This window comes from Streptomonospora nanhaiensis (genome assembly GCF_013410565.1).
In the GTDB taxonomy this organism is placed as follows: domain Bacteria; phylum Actinomycetota; class Actinomycetes; order Streptosporangiales; family Streptosporangiaceae; genus Streptomonospora; species Streptomonospora nanhaiensis.
On sequence record NZ_JACCFO010000001.1, the window covers coordinates 4303260 to 4319801 of the forward strand.

16 protein-coding genes and 1 pseudogene are annotated in these 16542 nt (G+C 72.2%); 16 read left to right on the top strand and 1 reads right to left on the bottom strand.

Annotation, left to right across the window (positions count from 1 at the left end; genetic code table 11):
- Positions 1-167: 167 nt before the first annotated feature.
- Positions 168-434: a WhiB family transcriptional regulator gene (locus HNR12_RS19035; protein ID WP_179768882.1), complete on the bottom strand. Its 267-nt coding sequence runs from the start codon at positions 432-434 to the stop codon at positions 168-170.
- Between the two features lie 693 nt (positions 435-1127).
- Here HNR12_RS19035 and ectA point away from each other — a divergent pair.
- The 16 genes and pseudogenes from ectA to rimI form a co-directional block, all read left to right on the top strand.
- A complete protein-coding gene (ectA, locus tag HNR12_RS28615; protein ID WP_308118410.1) occupies positions 1128-1712 on the top strand; it encodes a diaminobutyrate acetyltransferase in 585 nt (194 codons plus the stop codon).
- Positions 1713-1818: 106 nt separating this feature from the next.
- Positions 1819-3084 (top strand): diaminobutyrate--2-oxoglutarate transaminase, encoded by a 1266-nt coding sequence (gene ectB / locus HNR12_RS19045; RefSeq protein WP_179768884.1) that lies wholly within the window; start codon positions 1819-1821, stop codon positions 3082-3084.
- A 117-nt stretch (positions 3085-3201) separates the two neighbouring features.
- Positions 3202-3609, top strand: a complete 408-nt coding sequence (locus HNR12_RS19050; RefSeq protein ID WP_179768885.1) for an ectoine synthase — start codon at positions 3202-3204, stop codon at positions 3607-3609.
- 247 nt (positions 3610-3856) lie between these two features.
- Entirely contained in the window at positions 3857-4765 is a 909-nt protein-coding gene (thpD, locus tag HNR12_RS19055) for an ectoine hydroxylase (RefSeq protein ID WP_274613897.1), read from the top strand.
- A 363-nt stretch (positions 4766-5128) separates the two neighbouring features.
- On the top strand, positions 5129-6043 hold the full coding sequence (ehuB, locus tag HNR12_RS19060) for an ectoine/hydroxyectoine ABC transporter substrate-binding protein EhuB (protein ID WP_179768886.1): 915 nt from the start codon (positions 5129-5131) through the stop codon (positions 6041-6043).
- Between the two features lie 22 nt (positions 6044-6065).
- Positions 6066-6794, top strand: coding sequence for an ectoine/hydroxyectoine ABC transporter permease subunit EhuC (ehuC, locus tag HNR12_RS19065; RefSeq protein ID WP_179768887.1), 729 nt, complete (start codon positions 6066-6068; stop codon positions 6792-6794).
- On the top strand, positions 6791-7429 hold the full coding sequence (gene ehuD / locus HNR12_RS19070) for an ectoine/hydroxyectoine ABC transporter permease subunit EhuD (RefSeq protein WP_179768888.1): 639 nt from the start codon (positions 6791-6793) through the stop codon (positions 7427-7429). Before ehuC ends, ehuD begins: the two co-directional genes overlap by 4 nt.
- The gene (ehuA, locus tag HNR12_RS19075) at positions 7416-8240 is read left to right on the top strand and encodes an ectoine/hydroxyectoine ABC transporter ATP-binding protein EhuA (protein ID WP_179768889.1); all 825 of its coding nucleotides are present in this window, start codon (positions 7416-7418) and stop codon (positions 8238-8240) included. The genes ehuD and ehuA overlap by 14 nt, the downstream gene beginning before the upstream one ends.
- A gap of 174 nt (positions 8241-8414) precedes the next feature.
- Complete coding sequence (locus tag HNR12_RS19080; protein ID WP_179768890.1) at positions 8415-9329, top strand: CPBP family intramembrane glutamic endopeptidase; 915 nt, start codon at positions 8415-8417, stop codon at positions 9327-9329.
- A 284-nt stretch (positions 9330-9613) separates the two neighbouring features.
- Positions 9614-11719: an RNA degradosome polyphosphate kinase gene (locus tag HNR12_RS19085; RefSeq protein WP_179768891.1), complete on the top strand. Its 2106-nt coding sequence runs from the start codon at positions 9614-9616 to the stop codon at positions 11717-11719.
- A complete protein-coding gene (locus tag HNR12_RS19090; RefSeq protein WP_179768892.1) occupies positions 11712-12707 on the top strand; it encodes an NUDIX hydrolase in 996 nt (331 codons plus the stop codon). Before HNR12_RS19085 ends, HNR12_RS19090 begins: the two co-directional genes overlap by 8 nt.
- A gap of 69 nt (positions 12708-12776) precedes the next feature.
- Positions 12777-13229: an SRPBCC family protein gene (locus HNR12_RS19095; protein WP_179768893.1), complete on the top strand. Its 453-nt coding sequence runs from the start codon at positions 12777-12779 to the stop codon at positions 13227-13229.
- 141 nt (positions 13230-13370) lie between these two features.
- Entirely contained in the window at positions 13371-14492 is a 1122-nt protein-coding gene (alr, locus tag HNR12_RS19100) for an alanine racemase (protein ID WP_179768894.1), read from the top strand.
- 262 nt (positions 14493-14754) lie between these two features.
- Positions 14755-15279 carry a tRNA (adenosine(37)-N6)-threonylcarbamoyltransferase complex ATPase subunit type 1 TsaE gene (gene tsaE, locus HNR12_RS19105; protein ID WP_179768895.1) on the top strand — a complete coding sequence of 175 codons (525 nt, stop codon included), beginning with the start codon at positions 14755-14757 and terminating at the stop codon, positions 15277-15279.
- Between the two features lie 11 nt (positions 15280-15290).
- A complete protein-coding gene (tsaB, locus tag HNR12_RS19110) occupies positions 15291-15968 on the top strand; it encodes a tRNA (adenosine(37)-N6)-threonylcarbamoyltransferase complex dimerization subunit type 1 TsaB (protein ID WP_179768896.1) in 678 nt (225 codons plus the stop codon).
- Between the two features lie 23 nt (positions 15969-15991).
- Positions 15992-16438 (top strand): annotated as a pseudogene (gene rimI / locus HNR12_RS19115) (ribosomal protein S18-alanine N-acetyltransferase); the annotation flags it as partial.
- Positions 16439-16542 lie beyond the last annotated feature (104 nt).

Genomic DNA, 16542 nt, shown 5'->3' on the forward strand with positions numbered 1-16542 from the left:
GGGCGGGGCGGTGTTTCGTGTGCGGCGCGCGGTACGCGGTGGGGCGGGCGGAGCGGACCGGGTGCCGGCGCGCCGCCGTGCCGGGTGGCGCACGCCGCGCCGCACGGATCCGAACCTAACCGAGCCCCCGTGCCCGGCGCACGCCGCACCCCTGCGGGCGCGGCCTTTCAGGAGGCGGCGGGCAGCAGGTCGCGGCGCAGGTAGCGGCGGTCCTCGGGGGTGGTGCCGCCCCAGACGCCGTGCGGCTCGCCCGCACGCAGCGCCCAGTTCAGGCACTCCTGGCGGACGCGGCAGGTGCGGCACACGGCCTTGGCCAGTTCGGCGTCGGCGCGTCCGGGCCCGGTGGTGCTGACGGGGAAGAAGAGTTCGGGGTCGTACTGGCGGCACGCGCCCTGCTCGACCCAGTCCTCGCTTTCGTGGTAAAGGCGGTTCACCAGGAGCCTCCGTTCCCTGGCCGGTCCGCTCGGCGGGGGCGGGCGGATGGCCGCGGCCGCGCGAGGGACGACATGTGGACGCGGCAGTGGCCGGGATCCGGCTTCGTCGCCGCTGTTGCGACCTATCGTAGTACTACGAGCGGTCGTACTACAGTGAGTCTGCCAAATTCGGAGGCGCCGGATCAACCCGGTGGCCGTGGTGCGGGCCACGCCGCGGGGCGGGGTGGGGCGGCCGCGTTCGCCATGGTCGCGGCGCCGCTACCCCGAATCCGCCGGGATTCCCGCGAATGCCGGCACGCGTTTTGGGACCGCTTCACCCGGGGTTTATGTCGCCTGGTGGGAATGTCGCGAGGATTCACCCGAATTGGTGTGACGTACGACACCCTTAAGATTCGCTGGGACAGCCCCTATGTTTGGCTGTTGCCAGGCACGACGGCCGCGCGGAACCCGCCGCCGGGGCCCGCGCGAGGCCCCCGCCGCGAGGAGGCGGAACCCCCTGGTGGCACCCGCGTGTCGGGTCCCTCTCCCGCGCCGCCCGCGGCGCCCGCGCCGACCACCCAAGGTGACGGCCCGCGGCCAAATCCCGTGACCTACCCGGCGCAACATGGTCGAAACATTTGCGACGAATCAGCAGAAAACGCTGCTCAGGAACGTTCGCTATGTTCCGACAACGTGCCTCACCAACAGAGCCATGTGCCTCACGGAACACGCGACGACCAGACGGGCGCGCCCGCGCCGGCCGCGCCGGAACCCGCTGTAGCCGAGGGCGCCGACTCCGGCGTCCGCCTGGCCGCGCCGGTCCTGGGCGACGGTCCGGACCTGTGGCGCCTGGCCCGCCTCGCCGGCCTGGCCCTGAACTCGCCCTACTGCTACACGCTGTGGACCCGGGACTTCGCGGCCACCAGCGTGATCGCGCGCGACTCCGGCGGGCAGGCCCGCGGCTACATCATCGGCTACGTGCGGCCCGACGCGCCCGACACCTACTTCCTGTGGCAGGTCGGGGTGGACCCGGCGTTCCGCGGGCGGTGCCTGGCGCGCCGGATGATCGACCACGTCGGCGACCGCATCACCCAGCGCGGGCTGACCCACCTGGAGGCGACCGTCACCCCCGACAACGCCGCCTCCCGCGCGCTGTTCGCCTCCTTCGCCCGGTCCCGGGGCTGCGAGGCGGTCTGGTCGCCGCTGTTCGGACCCGAGCACTTCCCGGCCGAAGCCGCGGAGGACGACGAGCACGAGGACCTGGTCCGCATCGGCCCGCTGGGACGGGCGGGCACCTGACCGCAGCGGATCCACTCCGGTAACGACACACGATCCCGACAACCCCGTGCGTCATTCGCCCGGAACCCGCGACCCGGGTCCGGGGAAAGGAATGAAGGAAGCCACCATGGAGATCTTCGACCGCCTCGAATCCGAAGTCCGCAGCTACTGCCGCAGTTGGCCGGTCGTCTTCAACGAGGCGCGGGGCAGCCACCTCTACGACGAGACAGGGCGGCCCTACCTCGACTTCTTCGCCGGCGCCGGCTCCCTGAACTACGGGCACAACAACCCGGTGCTCAAGACCAAACTCATCGAGTACCTGATGGCGGACTCCGTCGTGCACAGCCTCGACGCATACTCGGTGGCCAAACGGGAGTTCCTGACCGCCTTCGGCGACATCGTGCTGGGCCCGCGCGGGCTCGACTACAAGGTGCAGTTCCCCGGCCCGGCCGGCAACAACGCCGTCGAGGCGGCCCTCAAGCTCGCCCGCAAGTACACCGGCCGCGAGACCGTCATCAGCTTCACCAACGGCTTCCACGGCATGACCCTGGGCGCGCTCGCCGTCACCGGCAACTCCATGAAGCGCGGCGGCGCGGGCGTGCCGCTCAACCACGCGGCCACGATGCCCTTCGACGGCTACATGGACGGCCAGACGCCCGACTTCCTGTGGCTGCGCAGCCTGCTGGAGGACAGCGGCAGCGGCCTGGACGCCCCGGCCGCCGTCATCGTGGAGACGGTCCAGGGCGAGGGCGGCATCAACGTCGCCGGCGCCGAGTGGCTGCGCGGGCTTGAGGCGCTGTGCCGCGAGTACGACATGCTGCTCATCGTCGACGACATCCAGATGGGCTGCGGGCGCACGGGGCCGTTCTTCAGCTTCGAGCACGCCGGCATCACCCCTGACATCGTCACGGTGTCCAAGTCCATCAGCGGCTACGGCCTGCCACTGGCCCTCACCCTGTTCAAGCGCGAGCTGGACGTGTGGGAGCCCGGCGAGCACAACGGCACCTTCCGCGGCCCCAACCCGGCGTTCGTCACCGGCACCGCCGCGCTGGAGCACTTCTGGCGCGACGACGCGCTGGCCCGCTCCACCGCCGCCAAGGGCGCGCTGATCGAGCGCCGGCTGCGCGAGGTCGCCGACGAGCTGGGCGCCGACGAGGCCCACGTCCGCGGCCGCGGCATGGCCTGGGGGCTGGTCCTGCAGCGCGAGGGCGCGGCCAAGGCCCTCAGCCGCGAGGCGTTCGAGCGCGGCCTGCTGCTGGAGACGTCCGGACCCGAGGACGAGGTCGCCAAGCTGCTGCCGCCGCTCACCACCACCGAGGAGGAGCTGGAGCAGGGCCTGGCGATCATGGCCGAGGCCGCCCGCGCCGTCATGAAGGAGCCCCTTCCGGCGTGATCGCGCCCGGTCAAAGCGGGTAGTCCACCCTCACAGCGGCCGGATGGAGCACCGGTGCCCGGCGCCCGCCGGGCACCGCCTTCGGGCCCACAGCACCAACCAGGAGGAGTAAGCACCTTGATCGTGCGCAGCCTGCAGGACGTCGACGGAACCGACGCCGATGTCAGGACCGAGACCTGGCGCAGCCGCCGCATCGTCCTCGCCAAGGACGGTGTCGGGTTCTCGTTCCACGAGACCGTCCTCTACGCCGGCACCGAGACCAGCATGTGGTACGCCAACCACATCGAGCTCGTGCACTGCATTGAGGGCGAGGCCGAGGTCACCAACGACGACACCGGCGAGACCTTCCTCATCACGCCGGGCACCCTGTACCTCCTCAACGGCCACGAGCACCACACCGTGCGGCCCAAGACCGACTTCCGGGTCCTGTGCGTGTTCAACCCTCCGGTGACGGGCCGCGAGGTGCACGACGAGAACGGGGTCTACCCGCTGCTGACCGAGGACGGCGAGGAGGCGACGAAGTAGGACCGAGGCGGGCGCGGCCGCGGTGCCGCGCCCGCCCCGTCCCCGGCCGGCCGCCCCGCGCGGGGCGGCCGGCCGGGGACGGGGCGGCGGAACCCAACCCGGGGGCGGGCGCCCCCGGCGGGACGGGGGAACACGGGGGCACTGGACAACCGGCGGAACACCCAGCGACCAGAGGACCAATGGCCCGCCGCACGGCGGGCCGCACTCCGCAGCAGACCGAAGGAGCGAATCCCTCAGGGGTAAGGCCATGAGTGTGTTGACCACCGAATTCGAGCAGCCGACCATGGACGACTACCCGTCCCGCAAGCACCACACGCCCGCGCTGATCTACCGCCGGGACCGCACCGTCTGGGGCGGCGCCGACTCCGGCCCCCTGGACGACGCCGCGCTGCGCGGCTACGACGACCGGGGCTACCTGCAGATCGAGCAGCTGATCACGCCGGCGGAGGTGGAGTCCTACACCGCCGAGCTGGAGCGGCTGAGCGCCGACGCCCGGCTGAAAGGGGACGAGCGCGTCGTCGTGGAGCGCGGCTCCGAGGAGGTCCGGTCCATCTTCGAGGTGCACCGCATCAGCGAGGTGTTCGCCGAGCTGGTGCGCGACCCGCGGATCGTGGACCGCGCCCGCCAGATCCTGGGCTCCGACGTCTACATCCACCAGAGCCGGGTCAACAACAAGCCGGGGTTCTCGGGCACCGACTTCTTCTGGCACTCCGACTTCGAGACCTGGCACGCCGAGGACGGCATGCCCCGGATGCGCGCGGTCAGCATCTCCATCGCGCTCACCGAGAACCACGTCCACAACGGCTCGCTGATGATCATGCCGGGCTCGCACCGGACCTTCGTGTCCTGCGTGGGCGAGACCCCCGACGACCACTACCGCGAGTCGCTGAAGCGCCAGGAGGTGGGCACGCCCGACCAGGGCAGCCTGTCCATCCTGGCCGAGCAGCACGGGATCGACGTGCTGACCGGTCCGGCCGGCGGCGCGATCATGTTCGACTCCAACTGCATGCACGGCTCCAACGGGAACATCACGCCCTACCCGCGCGCCAACGTGTTCGTCGTCTACAACAGCGTCGAGAACACGTGCGTGGCGCCGTTCGCGGCGGCCAAGCCGCGCCCGGCGTTCCTGGGGGCGCGCGATTTCACCGCGGTGTGATCCCACCGCAACCGCCGGTCAATCAAGATCACGAAGGTGGAACCAGGACAAACCGGGCCGCTCCGTGGCGCGATCGTTACGGGGCCGGTCCCGGCCAGGTGGCGGGGTAACCAGTGCATAACGTGCTATTCCGCCGCAGTTAGTCCGAAGCGATCATGGGCACGGAGTTCGCAGCAACTGTCCTTGCACCGCGACCCGCGTGACCGGGGGTACTGAGACGCCCTGCTCCACGCCCCGACCAGGGCCGTCTCTGGGCCACGCAACGTCCGTGTACCGACGGAAAGTGGCGCTTCCTCCCCACCCGGGGAGGGAGCGCCGCGCCGTCCGCCAACCCTGGTTTCACGATGAGGAGACGAGAAGACGATGACGAACACCAATCCCCTTGGTCGCCTGGGCCGCCGCGACGCGCTGCGCGTCGGCGGCGTCACCGCCGCCGCCCTCGTGGCGGTGCCCGGCCTGGCCGCGTGTTCGCGGACCGAGCCCCGTGAGGGCCAGTCCACGCTGGACGCGCTGCGCGAGCAGGGCTTCATCCGCGCCGCCATCAACAACGAGCCCCCCTTCGGATTCATCGACGAGGAGGGCAACGTCACCGGCGAGGCCCCTGAGCTGCTGCGCGCCATCGCCAAGGAGATGGGGATCGATGAGGTCCAGGCCGAGACGGTGGCCTGGGACGGGCTGATCCCGGGGCTCAAGGCCAACCGGTTCGACGTCGTGGCGGCCGGCATGTACATCACCCCCGAGCGCTGCGCGGAGGTCGCGTTCGCCGAGCCCGACTACAAGGTGCTCCAGGCGTTCATGGTGCCCAAGGGCAACCCCGACAACATCGAGACCTTCGAGACCTTCGCCGAGAACCCCGACCTGAAGGTGGCGGTGCTCAACGCCTCGGTCGAGCAGGAGTACGCCGAGGGCGCCGGCGTGCCCGCCGAGCAGATGGAGCTGGGCGACAACGCGGTCGGCATGATCGAGCTGCTGGAGAAGGGCCGCGTCAACGCGGTGGGGCTGAGCACCTTCTCGCTGAACTACCAGCTCAAGCAGCGCAACATGGGCGACGAGTACGAGGTCACCGAGGGCTTCACCCCGGTGGTCGACGGCGAGGAGGTCAAGCCGGCCGGCGCGTTCGCGTTCCGCAAGGGCGACACCGATTTGCTCGACGCGTTCAACGAGGTCCTGGCCGACTTCAAGCAGAACGGCCGGCTCACGGAGATCGGCGAGCCGTTCGGCTTCGACGAGACCGCCCACCCCGGGGACCTGACCACCGAAGAGCTGTGCTCGGAGTAACAGGTAAGGCAGAGGTTTCCCCGTGGATTTCTTCGTCTCGACGTTCCCGATGTACCTGGCCGGGGCCGGTATCACGCTCCTGCTCACGGTCGCCGGTTCCGCGCTGGCCTTCGTGCTGGCGATGGCGATCGGCATCCTGGGCACGCTGCGCAACCCCGTGGCCCGGGGCATCGCGACCTTCTACACCGAGGTCTTCCGGGGCGTGGCCGCGCTGGTCGTGATGTTCTGGCTGGCGTTCGCGATCCCGCAGATCACGCCCTACCAGCTCGACATCAACTTCGCCGCGATCCTGGCCCTGGGCCTGAACGTCGGCGCCTACGGCGCCGAGGTCGTGCGCGCATCGATCAACGCGGTGCCCCGGGCCCAGACCGAGGCCACCGTCGCGCTCAACATGTCGTGGGCGCGGCGCACCTGGCGGGTGATCCTGCCGCAGGCGTGGGCGCAGATGCTGCCGACCTTCGGCAACCTGGTCATCGAGCTGATGAAGGCGTCGGCGATCGTGTCGCTGGTCGGCGTGGCCGACCTGACCCAGATCGCCAACCAGCAGCGCGCCGCCACCGGTGACACGGTGATGGCGTTCACCAGCGCGCTGGTCATGTACTTCGTCCTGGCCCAGCTGCTGGTGCTGGGCGTGCGGCTGCTGGAGCGCCGGGCCAACCGCCGACTGGGCCGGGCACCGGCCGGCGGCGGCCTGCTGGGCCTGCTGCGGCCGCCCTCGCCCTCGACCGGAGCGAAGGTGACCGCCCTATGATGTGGGACACCGAGTTCGCCGTCGGGATCCTGCCCCAGCTGCTGGAGGGCCTGGTCGTCACCGTCCAGGCGACCCTGCTGGGGTATGCGGTCGCGCTGGTGCTGGGCCTGGCCGTGGCGCTCGTCCGCCGCGTGCGCGTGGTGGGGCCGATCGTGTTCGCGGTCTTCGAGTTCATCCGCTCCACGCCGCTGCTGGTCCAGCTCTTCTTCGTCTTCTACCTGGCGCCGGCCAACCTCACGCCGCTGACCATCGGTGTGGCGGTGCTGGGCGTGCACTACGCCGCCTACACCGCCGAGGTCTACCGCTCGGGCATCGAGGGGGTGGCCAAGGGCCAGTGGGAGGCGTGCCGCGCGCTGAGCCTTCCCCCGCTGCGGGTGTGGGGCGCGGTGGTGCTGCCGCAGGCCATCCGCAAGGTCATCCCCGCCCTGGGCAACTACCTCATCGCCATGTTCAAGGACACGCCGCTCCTGTTCGCGATCACCGTCCACGAGATGATGTTCGTCGCGGACACCATCGGCAGTGAGACCTTCCGCAGCATGGAGGCCTACACCCTGGTCGGCCTGCTGTTCCTCCTGGTGAGCGTGCCGTCCGCCATTGTGATCCGACGTTTGGAGCGCCGTTATGCCGCAGTCTGAGCCGACCGCCGGCGTGCAGTCCGCAGAGGCGGCACCCGCCGGCCCCATCATCCGATTCGACAAGGTGGTCAAGCGCTACGGCGACAACGTGGTGCTGCGCGAGCTGGACTTCACCGTGGACCCCGGCGAGCGCGTGACGCTCATCGGGCCCAGCGGTTCGGGCAAGACCACGATCCTGCGCCTGCTGATGACCCTGGAGACCGTCGACGGCGGCGTCATCTGGGTCGACGGCGACCCGCTCAGCCACATGGAGCGCAACGGCAAACTGGTCAAGGCCAACGAGGCCCACCTGCGGCGGGTGCGCAGCAGGATCGGGATGGTGTTCCAGCAGTTCAACCTGTTCCCCAACATGAACGTGCGGCGCAACATCACCGAGGGCCCGATCCACAGCCTCGGGGTGTCCAAGGACGAGGCCAACCAGCGCGCCGAGGAGCTGCTGGAGCTGGTGGGGCTCAGCGACAAGATCGACGCCCACCCCACCCAGCTCTCCGGTGGCCAGCAGCAGCGCGTGGCCATCGCCCGCGCGCTGGCCATGCGGCCGCAGATCCTGCTGCTGGACGAGGTCACCTCGGCGCTGGACCCCGAGCTGGTGGCCGGGGTGCTCGACGTGCTGCGCGACATCGCCCAGAGCACCGACATCACCATGCTGTGCGTGACGCACGAGATGTCCTTCGCCCGGGACGTCTCGCACCGGGTGCTGATGTTCGACCACGGGCAGATCGCCGAGGAGGGCACGCCCGAGAGGATCTTCGGCGACCCCCAGCAGGAGCGCACCCGCACCTTCCTCAAGGCGGTGCTGGAGCACGGCTGAGGCCCGCGCCCGCGCGGGCGCCGAACGGCGGCGGGGCGGCTCCGGGGGAGCCGCCCCGCCGCCGCCGTCGGCCAGCGTTAGGTAAAAAAACGGAGAGTAACGACATACCGTTGCCATTGCGTCACCTTTTCCTGTCTTCAGGAGAGACTGAGGTCCTGACCTGGGGGGAGGCCGGTGGCGAAGGAGTACGGACGGGCGCTGAGGTGGGGGCTCGCCGTCGTGGTGACGGCAGCCGCCCTCGTCGTCGTCCTCTTGCCGGGCCTGCCGGCGCTGGGCTGGTGGCGCGGCGCGCCCCTGTTCGCCAGCGTGCTGGTGCCCATCCCGGTGACCATGGCCGTGGCCGCGCTGGTGACCGACCACCGCAGGCGCGAGGCACTGGACCGGCGGGCGCGGGCCGCGCTCGACGGGCACTCCATGCGCTACGAGCTGTCGTGGCTGATGGCGCTGCTCGCGGGCTTCACCGCGGCCACGGTGGCGGTCTCCCACTTCGCCGCGGCGCTGTTCCACGGGGTGTCGTGGGAGATCCTCATGCCGCCGGTGCGGATCCTGTTCCTGTTCGTGCTGCCGCTGCTGGTGGTGGACCGGGGCGGGTTCACCACCTTGGGGCACGGCACGGTGATGCCGCGCGTGGCCATGCGGGTGACCGACCGCTGGCGCTGGACCGGGCTCTTCCCGGTCGGGGTGAACCTCGCGCTGATCGCCGCCGCGCTGTTCCCGGCGCCGCCCGTCCCGGCGGGCCTGGTGGTGGGCGCCGCGCTGGCCATCTTCGCCGCGGTGGCGGTGCCCGAGGAGATCTTCTACCGCGCGCTGGTGCAGACCCGGCTGGAGCGGCTGCTGGGCCGGTGGGGCGGGATCCTGGCGACGTCGGCGCTGTTCACCGCGGTCAGCGTGTTCCTGGCCGCCTACGGCGACTCCACCACCGAGGCGGCGACGGTCTCGGCCGGCGTGCTGGAGTCCGTGGTGGTCTACGGGGCGGCGGGGATCGTCTACGGCTACGTCTGGTCGTGCTACCGCAACATCTGGCTGAGCATCCTCTTCCGCGGCGGCTCCCTGCTGCTCACCGTCATCCCGGAGCTCCGGCTGCTCTGAGGGTGCCGGGCCGGCCACGGGGCGAAGCGCCCTCCGCCCGGCCCCGGCCACCCCGGCCCCCTCCGTGCGTGTCCGGTTTGGGAAGCTGGGCGGTGTACGGGGTGTTGCGGGGGATCTGCGGGCGCCCACGGGGAACACCCTGATTGGGGCCGCCGCGCGGACGGGTCCGGAGCGGTCCCGCGCCCGGGTGCCCGCGGGCGCGGCGGTATCCCGGTATCTCCCGGTACCTCCCGACGCCGCCATTAACCGCGGGCTCACCGGCGCGCCGGACGTCGTTCACACGGATGGGGGACTCTGCGACCGTGACACTTGAATCGGTGGTTCCTGGGCAAAGCGGGCCAAACCTTCCGCCGGACCGCTTCCTCGACCGCGAGGAGGGCTGGCTGCGGTTCAACCAGCGGGTCCTCGAACTCGCCGAGGACGTCGACACCCCCCTGCTGGAGCGCGCCCGCTACCTCGCGATCTTCTCCAGCAACCTGGACGAGTTCTTCATGGTCCGCGTGGCCGGCCTCAAGCGGCGCCTGGCCACCGGCGTGGCCGTCACCGCCTCCACCCGCCACCATCCGCGGGCGCTCCTCCAGCGCATCTCCGACGTCTCGCGCGAACTGATGCTGCGCCAGGCCCGCTGCTTCCACGAGTCGGTGGCGCCCGCGCTGGCCGAGGCGGGCATCAGCATCGTGCGCTGGGACCAGCTCGACGACACCGAGCGCCGCCGCATGCACCGGTTCTTCCACGGCTCGATCTACCCCGTGCTCACCCCCTTCGCCGTCGACCCCGCCCACCCCTTCCCCTACATCTCCGGCCGCTCCCTCAACCTGGCCGTCACCGTGCGCGACCCCGAGAACGGGCGCACCATGTTCGCCCGCGTGAAGATGCCCTCGGCGCTGCCCCGGTTCATCGACCTGGGCCGCGAGCGGTTCGTCCCGGTCGAGGACGTGGTGGCCGGCCACCTGTCGGTGCTGTTCGAGGGCATGGAGGTGCTGGAGCACCACGCCTTCCGGGTCACCCGCAACGCCGACCTGGAGGTGGACGAGGACGAGACCGACGACCTGGTGACCTCCCTGGAGAACGAGCTGCTCCGGCGCCGGTTCGGCCCGCTGGTGCGGCTGGAGGTCGAGGAGACGATCTCCGAGGACGTGCTGGCCATCCTGCGCCGCGAGCTGGGCGCCGACGACGAGGAGGTCTACCGGGTCCCCGGCCCGCTCAACCTCGCCGGCCTCCACCAGATCGCCGACCTCCCGCGCCCCGAGCTGCGGTTCAGCCCGATGGTGCCGGTCGAGCCGCAGGTGCTGTCCCAGGACGACTTCTTCGACGCCGTGCGCCGGCGCGACCTGCTGGTCCACCACCCCTACGAGTCCTTCACCACCACCACCGAGCGGTTCCTCGCCATGGCCGCGGCCGACCCCCGGGTGGTCGCCGTCAAGCAGACCCTCTACCGCACCAGCGGCGACTCCACCATCGTGGATGCGCTGATCGACGCCGCCCGCGTGGGCAAGGAGGTCGTGGTGCTGGTGGAGATCAAGGCGCGCTTCGACGAGCAGAACAACATTTTGTGGGCCCGCAAGCTGGAGGAGGCGGGCTGCCACGTCGTCTACGGCGTGGTGGGGCTCAAGACCCACTGCAAGCTCGCCCTCGTCGTGCGCCAGGACGACGACGGCGTGCTGCGCCGCTACTGCCACGTGGGCACCGGCAACTACAACCCCAGCACCGCCCGGATCTACGAGGACTTCGGCCTGTTCTCGGCCGACCCCGAGGTCGGCGAGGACCTCAGCGGCCTGTTCAACCACCTCACCGGGTTCTCCCGCAAGTCCGAGTACCGTCGGCTGCTGGTGGCCCCCGCCGCGCTGCGCGACGGCCTCATGCACCGCATCCGCCGCGAGGTCGAGAACCACGAGAACGGCCTGCCCGCGCGGATCCGCATCAAGGTCAACTCGCTCGTGGACGAGGACGTCATCGACGGCCTCTACGCCGCCTCGCGCGCGGGCGTGCCCGTGGACCTGTGGGTGCGCGGCAGCTGCGTGCTGCGCCCCGGAGTGGACGGCCTGTCGGAGAACATCCGGGTACGCAGTATCCTCGGACGGTTCCTGGAGCATTCCCGGATCTTCGTCTTCGAGAATGGAGGGGAACCGCAGGTGTGGCTCGGCAGCGCCGACCTCATGCCGCGCAACCTGGACCGCCGAGTCGAGGCGCTGATCCGTGTCGCCGACCCCGACCAGCGCCGCCGCCTGGTCGACCTGATGGACCTCGCCATGGCCGACACCACCACCTCCTGGCGCATGGCCGCCGACGGCGAGTGGACCCGCGTCACCCGCGACTCCGACGGCGGCTACCTGCTCGACATCCAGAACGCGCTGCGCAGCGACCGCCACCTGCGGGTCGTCGATGGCTGAGAACCCAGAGCACCCGATCACGATCACCAGTGCCTTCCCGCCGCGCGAGACCGCGCCCAGCGGCTACCTCGAACCGATCCGCTCGGCGGGCGGGGTGCTGTGGCGCGGCGACCCCGACACCGTCGACACCGACCCCGCCTCCCGCGAGGTCCTGCTCGTGCACCGCCCCGACCGCGACGACTGGTCGCTGCCCAAGGGCAAGGTGAAGAACCGCGAGCACCTGCTGTGCGCCGCCGTGCGCGAGGTCACCGAGGAGACCGGCCTGGCGCCGGTCCTGGGCCGCCGGGTGCCGCCGCAGCGCTACCTCAAGGAGGGCTGGCCCAAGCAGGTGGAGTGGTGGGCCGCCACCGCCGAGGGGGAGTCCGCCTTCGCGCCCAACGACGAGATCGACCGGGTGGAGTGGCTGCCGCTGGAGAAGGCCCGGCGGCGGCTCACCTACGGCCACGACATCCAGGTCGTCAACAACTTCGCCAGCGGTCCCGCCCGCACCTTCCCGATCGTCCTGCTGCGGCACGCGGCGGCGGGCGACAAGAGCTCCTGGGACGACGACCTGCTGCGCCCGCTGGACCCCGCCGGAAGGGCCGACGCCCAGGAGCTCGCGCCGGTGCTGGCGGCCTTCGGCGCCCCGCGCGTGGTCAGCTCGGCGGCGGCGCGCTGCACCGAGACGATGCTGCCCTTCACCGTGGACAGCGGCGCCGACATGCGCACCGAGCGCGCGTTCACCGCGCAGGTGGTGGGCGCCGACACCGCCGCCTTCGACCGCGAGGCGGCCGCCGAGGCGTTCGTCACGCTGCTGGAAGAGGGCCGCCCCACGGTGGTCTGCACCCACGGCGAGCTGATCCCGTTCCTCATGCGCGAGGCGCTGGGCCGGCTCGGCGCGCCGGTCACCCAGCAGTTGTCCCTGCGCAAGGCCGCTTTCTGGGTGCTGCACATCGCCCAGGCCGACCGCGCGCTCGCCGCGGTGGAGCGCCACGCGGTCCGGGTCTAGGCGGGGCCCGCGTCCTTGCGGAGTGGGCGATTGGCACCTGGTGCGGCACGTGTTGAGAGAATTGGGCGCATGGACAAGAACCGAGTCTCGCGCAGTGTCGTGATCGACGCCCCCGCCGAGAAGATCTTCGACATCATCGCCACCCCCGGGCGCCACCACGAGTTCGACGGATCGGGCACCGTGGTCGGCCTCCACGAGGGCGACGAGCGGCTGGGGCCGGGCTCGCGCTTCGGCATGAGCATGCGCATGGGCCTGCCCTACCGCACCGCCAACCGGGTGGTGGAGTACGTCGAGAACCGCCGCCTGGCCTGGCGCCACATCGGCCCGCACATCTGGCGCTGGGAGCTGGAGCCGCAGGAGGACGGCACCACCAAGGTCACCGAGACCTTCGACTACTCCGTCGGCGCCTTCGCCTACATCCTGCTGGGCTACCCCGCGCGCAACGCCCGCGGCATCGAGGAGACCCTGCCCCGGCTCAAGCGCCTCGCCGAGGCCGAGGCGGGCACCGCCGACCCCGCATGAGGGGCGCCGGCCGGGACCGCCGCGCGGGCGGCCCCGGCCAGGGGAGCCGGAGCGGCCGCAGGCGTCCGGCCCCGCCACCGGCGCCCGGCCCGCACCGGTCTGCGCGCACCCCCTCCGCGCGCGCGTGCCAGACTGGACGGCATGCCATCCTCGTTCGCCGAAGCCCGCGTTGACCTGGGCGCCATCAGTGAGAACACCGCCACCCTGGCGCGCCGCGCGGCCGGCGCCCAGGTGATGGGCGTGGTCAAGGCCGACGGATACGGCCACGGCATCCTGCCCGCCGCGCGCGCCATGCTCGCGGGCGGGGCGACCTGGCTGGGCACCGCCATCATCGAGGAGGCGCTGGAGCTGCGCGGTGCCGGCATCACCGCACCGCTGGTCTCCTGGATCGTGCCGCCCGGCGCCCCGCTGGCGGCGGCGCTGGCCGCCGACATCGACCTGGGCCTCAGCGACCCGCCGCTCATCGCCGCCGTGGCCGCGGCCGCCCGCGAGACCGGGCGGCGGGCGCGCGTGCACCTCAAGGCCGACACCGGCCTGAACCGGGGCGGGGTCACCGCCGACCAGTGGCCCGCGGCGGTCGCGGCGGCGGCCCGCGCCGAGGCCGACGGGCTGATCCGCGTCGTCGGGGTCTTCTCCCACTTCGCGTGCGCCGACGAGCCCGGCCACCCCTCCATCGCGGCGCAGACCGCAGCCTTCCACGAGGCGCTGGAGGTCGCCGCCAAGGCCGGACTGCGGCCGGAGGTGCGCCACATCGCCAACTCCGCCGCCACGCTCACCCTGCCCGAGACCCACTTCGACCTGGTACGGCCGGGGATCGCGAGCTACGGCATCAGCCCCATCCCCGGCCTGACCGGCACCGGGCTGCGCCCGGCCATGACCCTGCGCGCCCGGATCGCCCTGGTCAAGCGGGTCCCGGCGGGCAGCGGGGTGTCCTACGGGCACCGCTACACCACCGACCGCGCCACCAATCTGGCCCTGGTGCCGCTGGGCTACGGCGACGGGATCCCGCGCGCGGCCACCAACACCGGCCCGGTGTGGGTGGCGGGCCGGCGGCGGACGGTCGCGGGCACGGTGTGCATGGACCAGTTCATGGTCGACATCGGCGACGACACCGCCGAGGAGCACCCCGACGCGGTGCTGTTCGGCCCCGGCGACGGCGGGGAGCCCACCGCCCAGGACTGGGCCGACGCGCTGGGGACCATCCCCTACGAGATCGTCACCCGCATCAGCCCGCGGGTGCCCCGCGTCTACGTCGGGGGCTGACGCCCGCGGGGGCAGCCGTAGAACTCCGCCCGGCGCCTGCGCTCCTCGGCGCGGGCGCGCTCGGCCGCCTCGGCGCGCGCCTGGGGGCGGCGGCCTCCGCCTCCGGCGCGGTCCGCCGCACCGGGCGGGCCTCCTCCGGCGTCCGCGACCGACGGCGTCACCGGGGCGTCCCAACACGCCTACCCTGGTAACAAGGGCGGACCCACCACCGCGCCCCGCCCGACATCCACGAGACAGCCCGTCGACACAGCGCTGTGAGCCCATGACCGAGACCACCCGTCCCGCCGCGGACGCCGCCGCCGACCCCGGCGCGCGCGCCCCCGCCGGCACCGCCTTCGTCACCGCCGACACCGACGCCGCCATGCGCGCCCTCGGGCGGCACATCGCCGGCCTGCTGCGCCCCGGCGACCTGCTCATCCTCAGCGGCCCGCTGGGCGCGGGCAAGACCACGCTCACCCAGGGCATCGGCGAGGGGCTGGGCGTGCGCGGCCCGATCACCTCGCCCACCTTCGTCATCTCCCGCGTGCACCCGCCGCTGGCCGGCGGCCCGCCGCTGGTCCACGTCGACGCCTACCGCCTCGGCGGCTCCGCCGAGGTCGACGACCTCGACCTGGACAGCTCCCTGGCCGACTCCGTGACCGTGGTGGAGTGGGGGGAGGGCGTGGCCGAGGAACTGGCCGAGGACCGCCTGGAGATCACCATCGCGCGCCACCCCGACGACACCCGGGGGATCACGCTCACCGGTATCGGCGCGCGGTGGGCCGATGTCGCGCTCCGGCCGGAATAGGCTGGCCAACTGTGCTGATTCTGGCTTTCGACACCGCAACCCCGGCCGTCACCGCCGCCCTGTGCCAGTCCGACGACTCCGGCGGGGTCCTGGTGCGGGCCGACGCCTCCACCGTCGACGCCCGGCACCACGGGGAGCTGCTGACCCCCCAGATCCGCGACGTGATGGCGCGGGCGGGCGCGGAGCTGACCGAGGTCACCCACATCGCGGTGGGGATCGGCCCCGGCCCCTACACCGGGCTGCGGGTCGGGCTGGCCACCGCCCACGCGCTGGCCGACGCCCTGGGCGTGCCCTGCCACGGGGTCGCCACGCTGGACGCCCTCGCCCTGGCCTCCGGCCGCGACGAGCCGTTCATCGCGGCCACCGACGCCCGCCGCAAGGAGGTGTTCTGGGCGCGCTACGCCGACAGCCGCACCCGCACCGGCGAGATCTCCGTGGACCGGCCCGCCGACATCGACACCGGGGGGCTGCCGGTCATCGGCCACGGCGCGCGGCTCTACACCGAGGTCTTCGGCGCCGCCGCGGCAGACCCCGAGCCGCTGTACCCCACCGCCGCCGCGATCGGCGAGGTCGCCCTGCGCCGCCTGGCGGCGGGCGAGCCGCTGCCCGAGCCCCGGCCGCTCTACCTGCGCCGCCCCGACGCCGTCCTGCCGGGGGCGCCGAAGAAGGTGCGGCAGTGGCAGGCGTGAACCGCGGCTTCCACGTCCGGCCGATGACGGAGTACGACATCGGGCCGATCATGGCCCTGGAGAACGACCTGTTCGGGGCCGACGCCTGGAGCGAGTCCATGCTCCGCTCGGAGTTCGCCGAACCCACCCGGCACTACGTCGTCGCCTGCCGCGACGACACGGCCGAGGGCGGCGCCGGGACGGGTTCGGACGGCGGGGGGCCGGTGCTGGGCTACGCCGGGCTGCGCTCGGTGCCGCCCGAGGGCGACGTGCAGACCATCGCCGTGGACCGCGCCTGGTGGGGGCGGGGCATCGCCACCGCGCTGCTGACCGAGCTGCTGACCCGGGCCTACTCCCAGGAGGTCACCGACGTGTTCCTGGAGGTCCGCTCGGACAACCGGCGCGCCCAGGAGCTGTACCGGCGCTTCGGCTTCGTCGACATCGGGGTGCGCCGCAACTACTACCGCGACGCCGACGCGATCGTGATGCGCTGCTCGCAGGTGGCGAGCGCGCTCGTCCAGACGGGCGGGGGCGAGGTCGGCGAGGCACCGGAGGCCGGCTCCCCCGACGACCCCCTTGAGGGCACCGAGCCGCT

Excerpts from the sequence above, each read along its gene's own strand:
- ectB (WP_179768884.1), top strand. The coding sequence starts at position 1,819 with ATGGAGATCTTCGACCGCCTCGAATCCGAAGTCCGCAGCTACTGCCGC.
- thpD (WP_274613897.1), top strand. The coding sequence starts at position 3,857 with ATGAGTGTGTTGACCACCGAATTCGAGCAGCCGACCATGGACGACTAC.
- ehuB (WP_179768886.1), top strand. The coding sequence starts at position 5,129 with ATGACGAACACCAATCCCCTTGGTCGCCTGGGCCGCCGCGACGCGCTG.
- ehuD (WP_179768888.1), top strand. The coding sequence starts at position 6,791 with ATGATGTGGGACACCGAGTTCGCCGTCGGGATCCTGCCCCAGCTGCTG.
- ehuA (WP_179768889.1), top strand. The coding sequence starts at position 7,416 with ATGCCGCAGTCTGAGCCGACCGCCGGCGTGCAGTCCGCAGAGGCGGCA.
- HNR12_RS19085 (WP_179768891.1), top strand. The coding sequence starts at position 9,614 with ATGGGGGACTCTGCGACCGTGACACTTGAATCGGTGGTTCCTGGGCAA.
- HNR12_RS19090 (WP_179768892.1), top strand. The coding sequence starts at position 11,712 with ATGGCTGAGAACCCAGAGCACCCGATCACGATCACCAGTGCCTTCCCG.
- HNR12_RS19095 (WP_179768893.1), top strand. The coding sequence starts at position 12,777 with ATGGACAAGAACCGAGTCTCGCGCAGTGTCGTGATCGACGCCCCCGCC.
- alr (WP_179768894.1), top strand. The coding sequence starts at position 13,371 with ATGCCATCCTCGTTCGCCGAAGCCCGCGTTGACCTGGGCGCCATCAGT.
- tsaE (WP_179768895.1), top strand. The coding sequence starts at position 14,755 with ATGACCGAGACCACCCGTCCCGCCGCGGACGCCGCCGCCGACCCCGGC.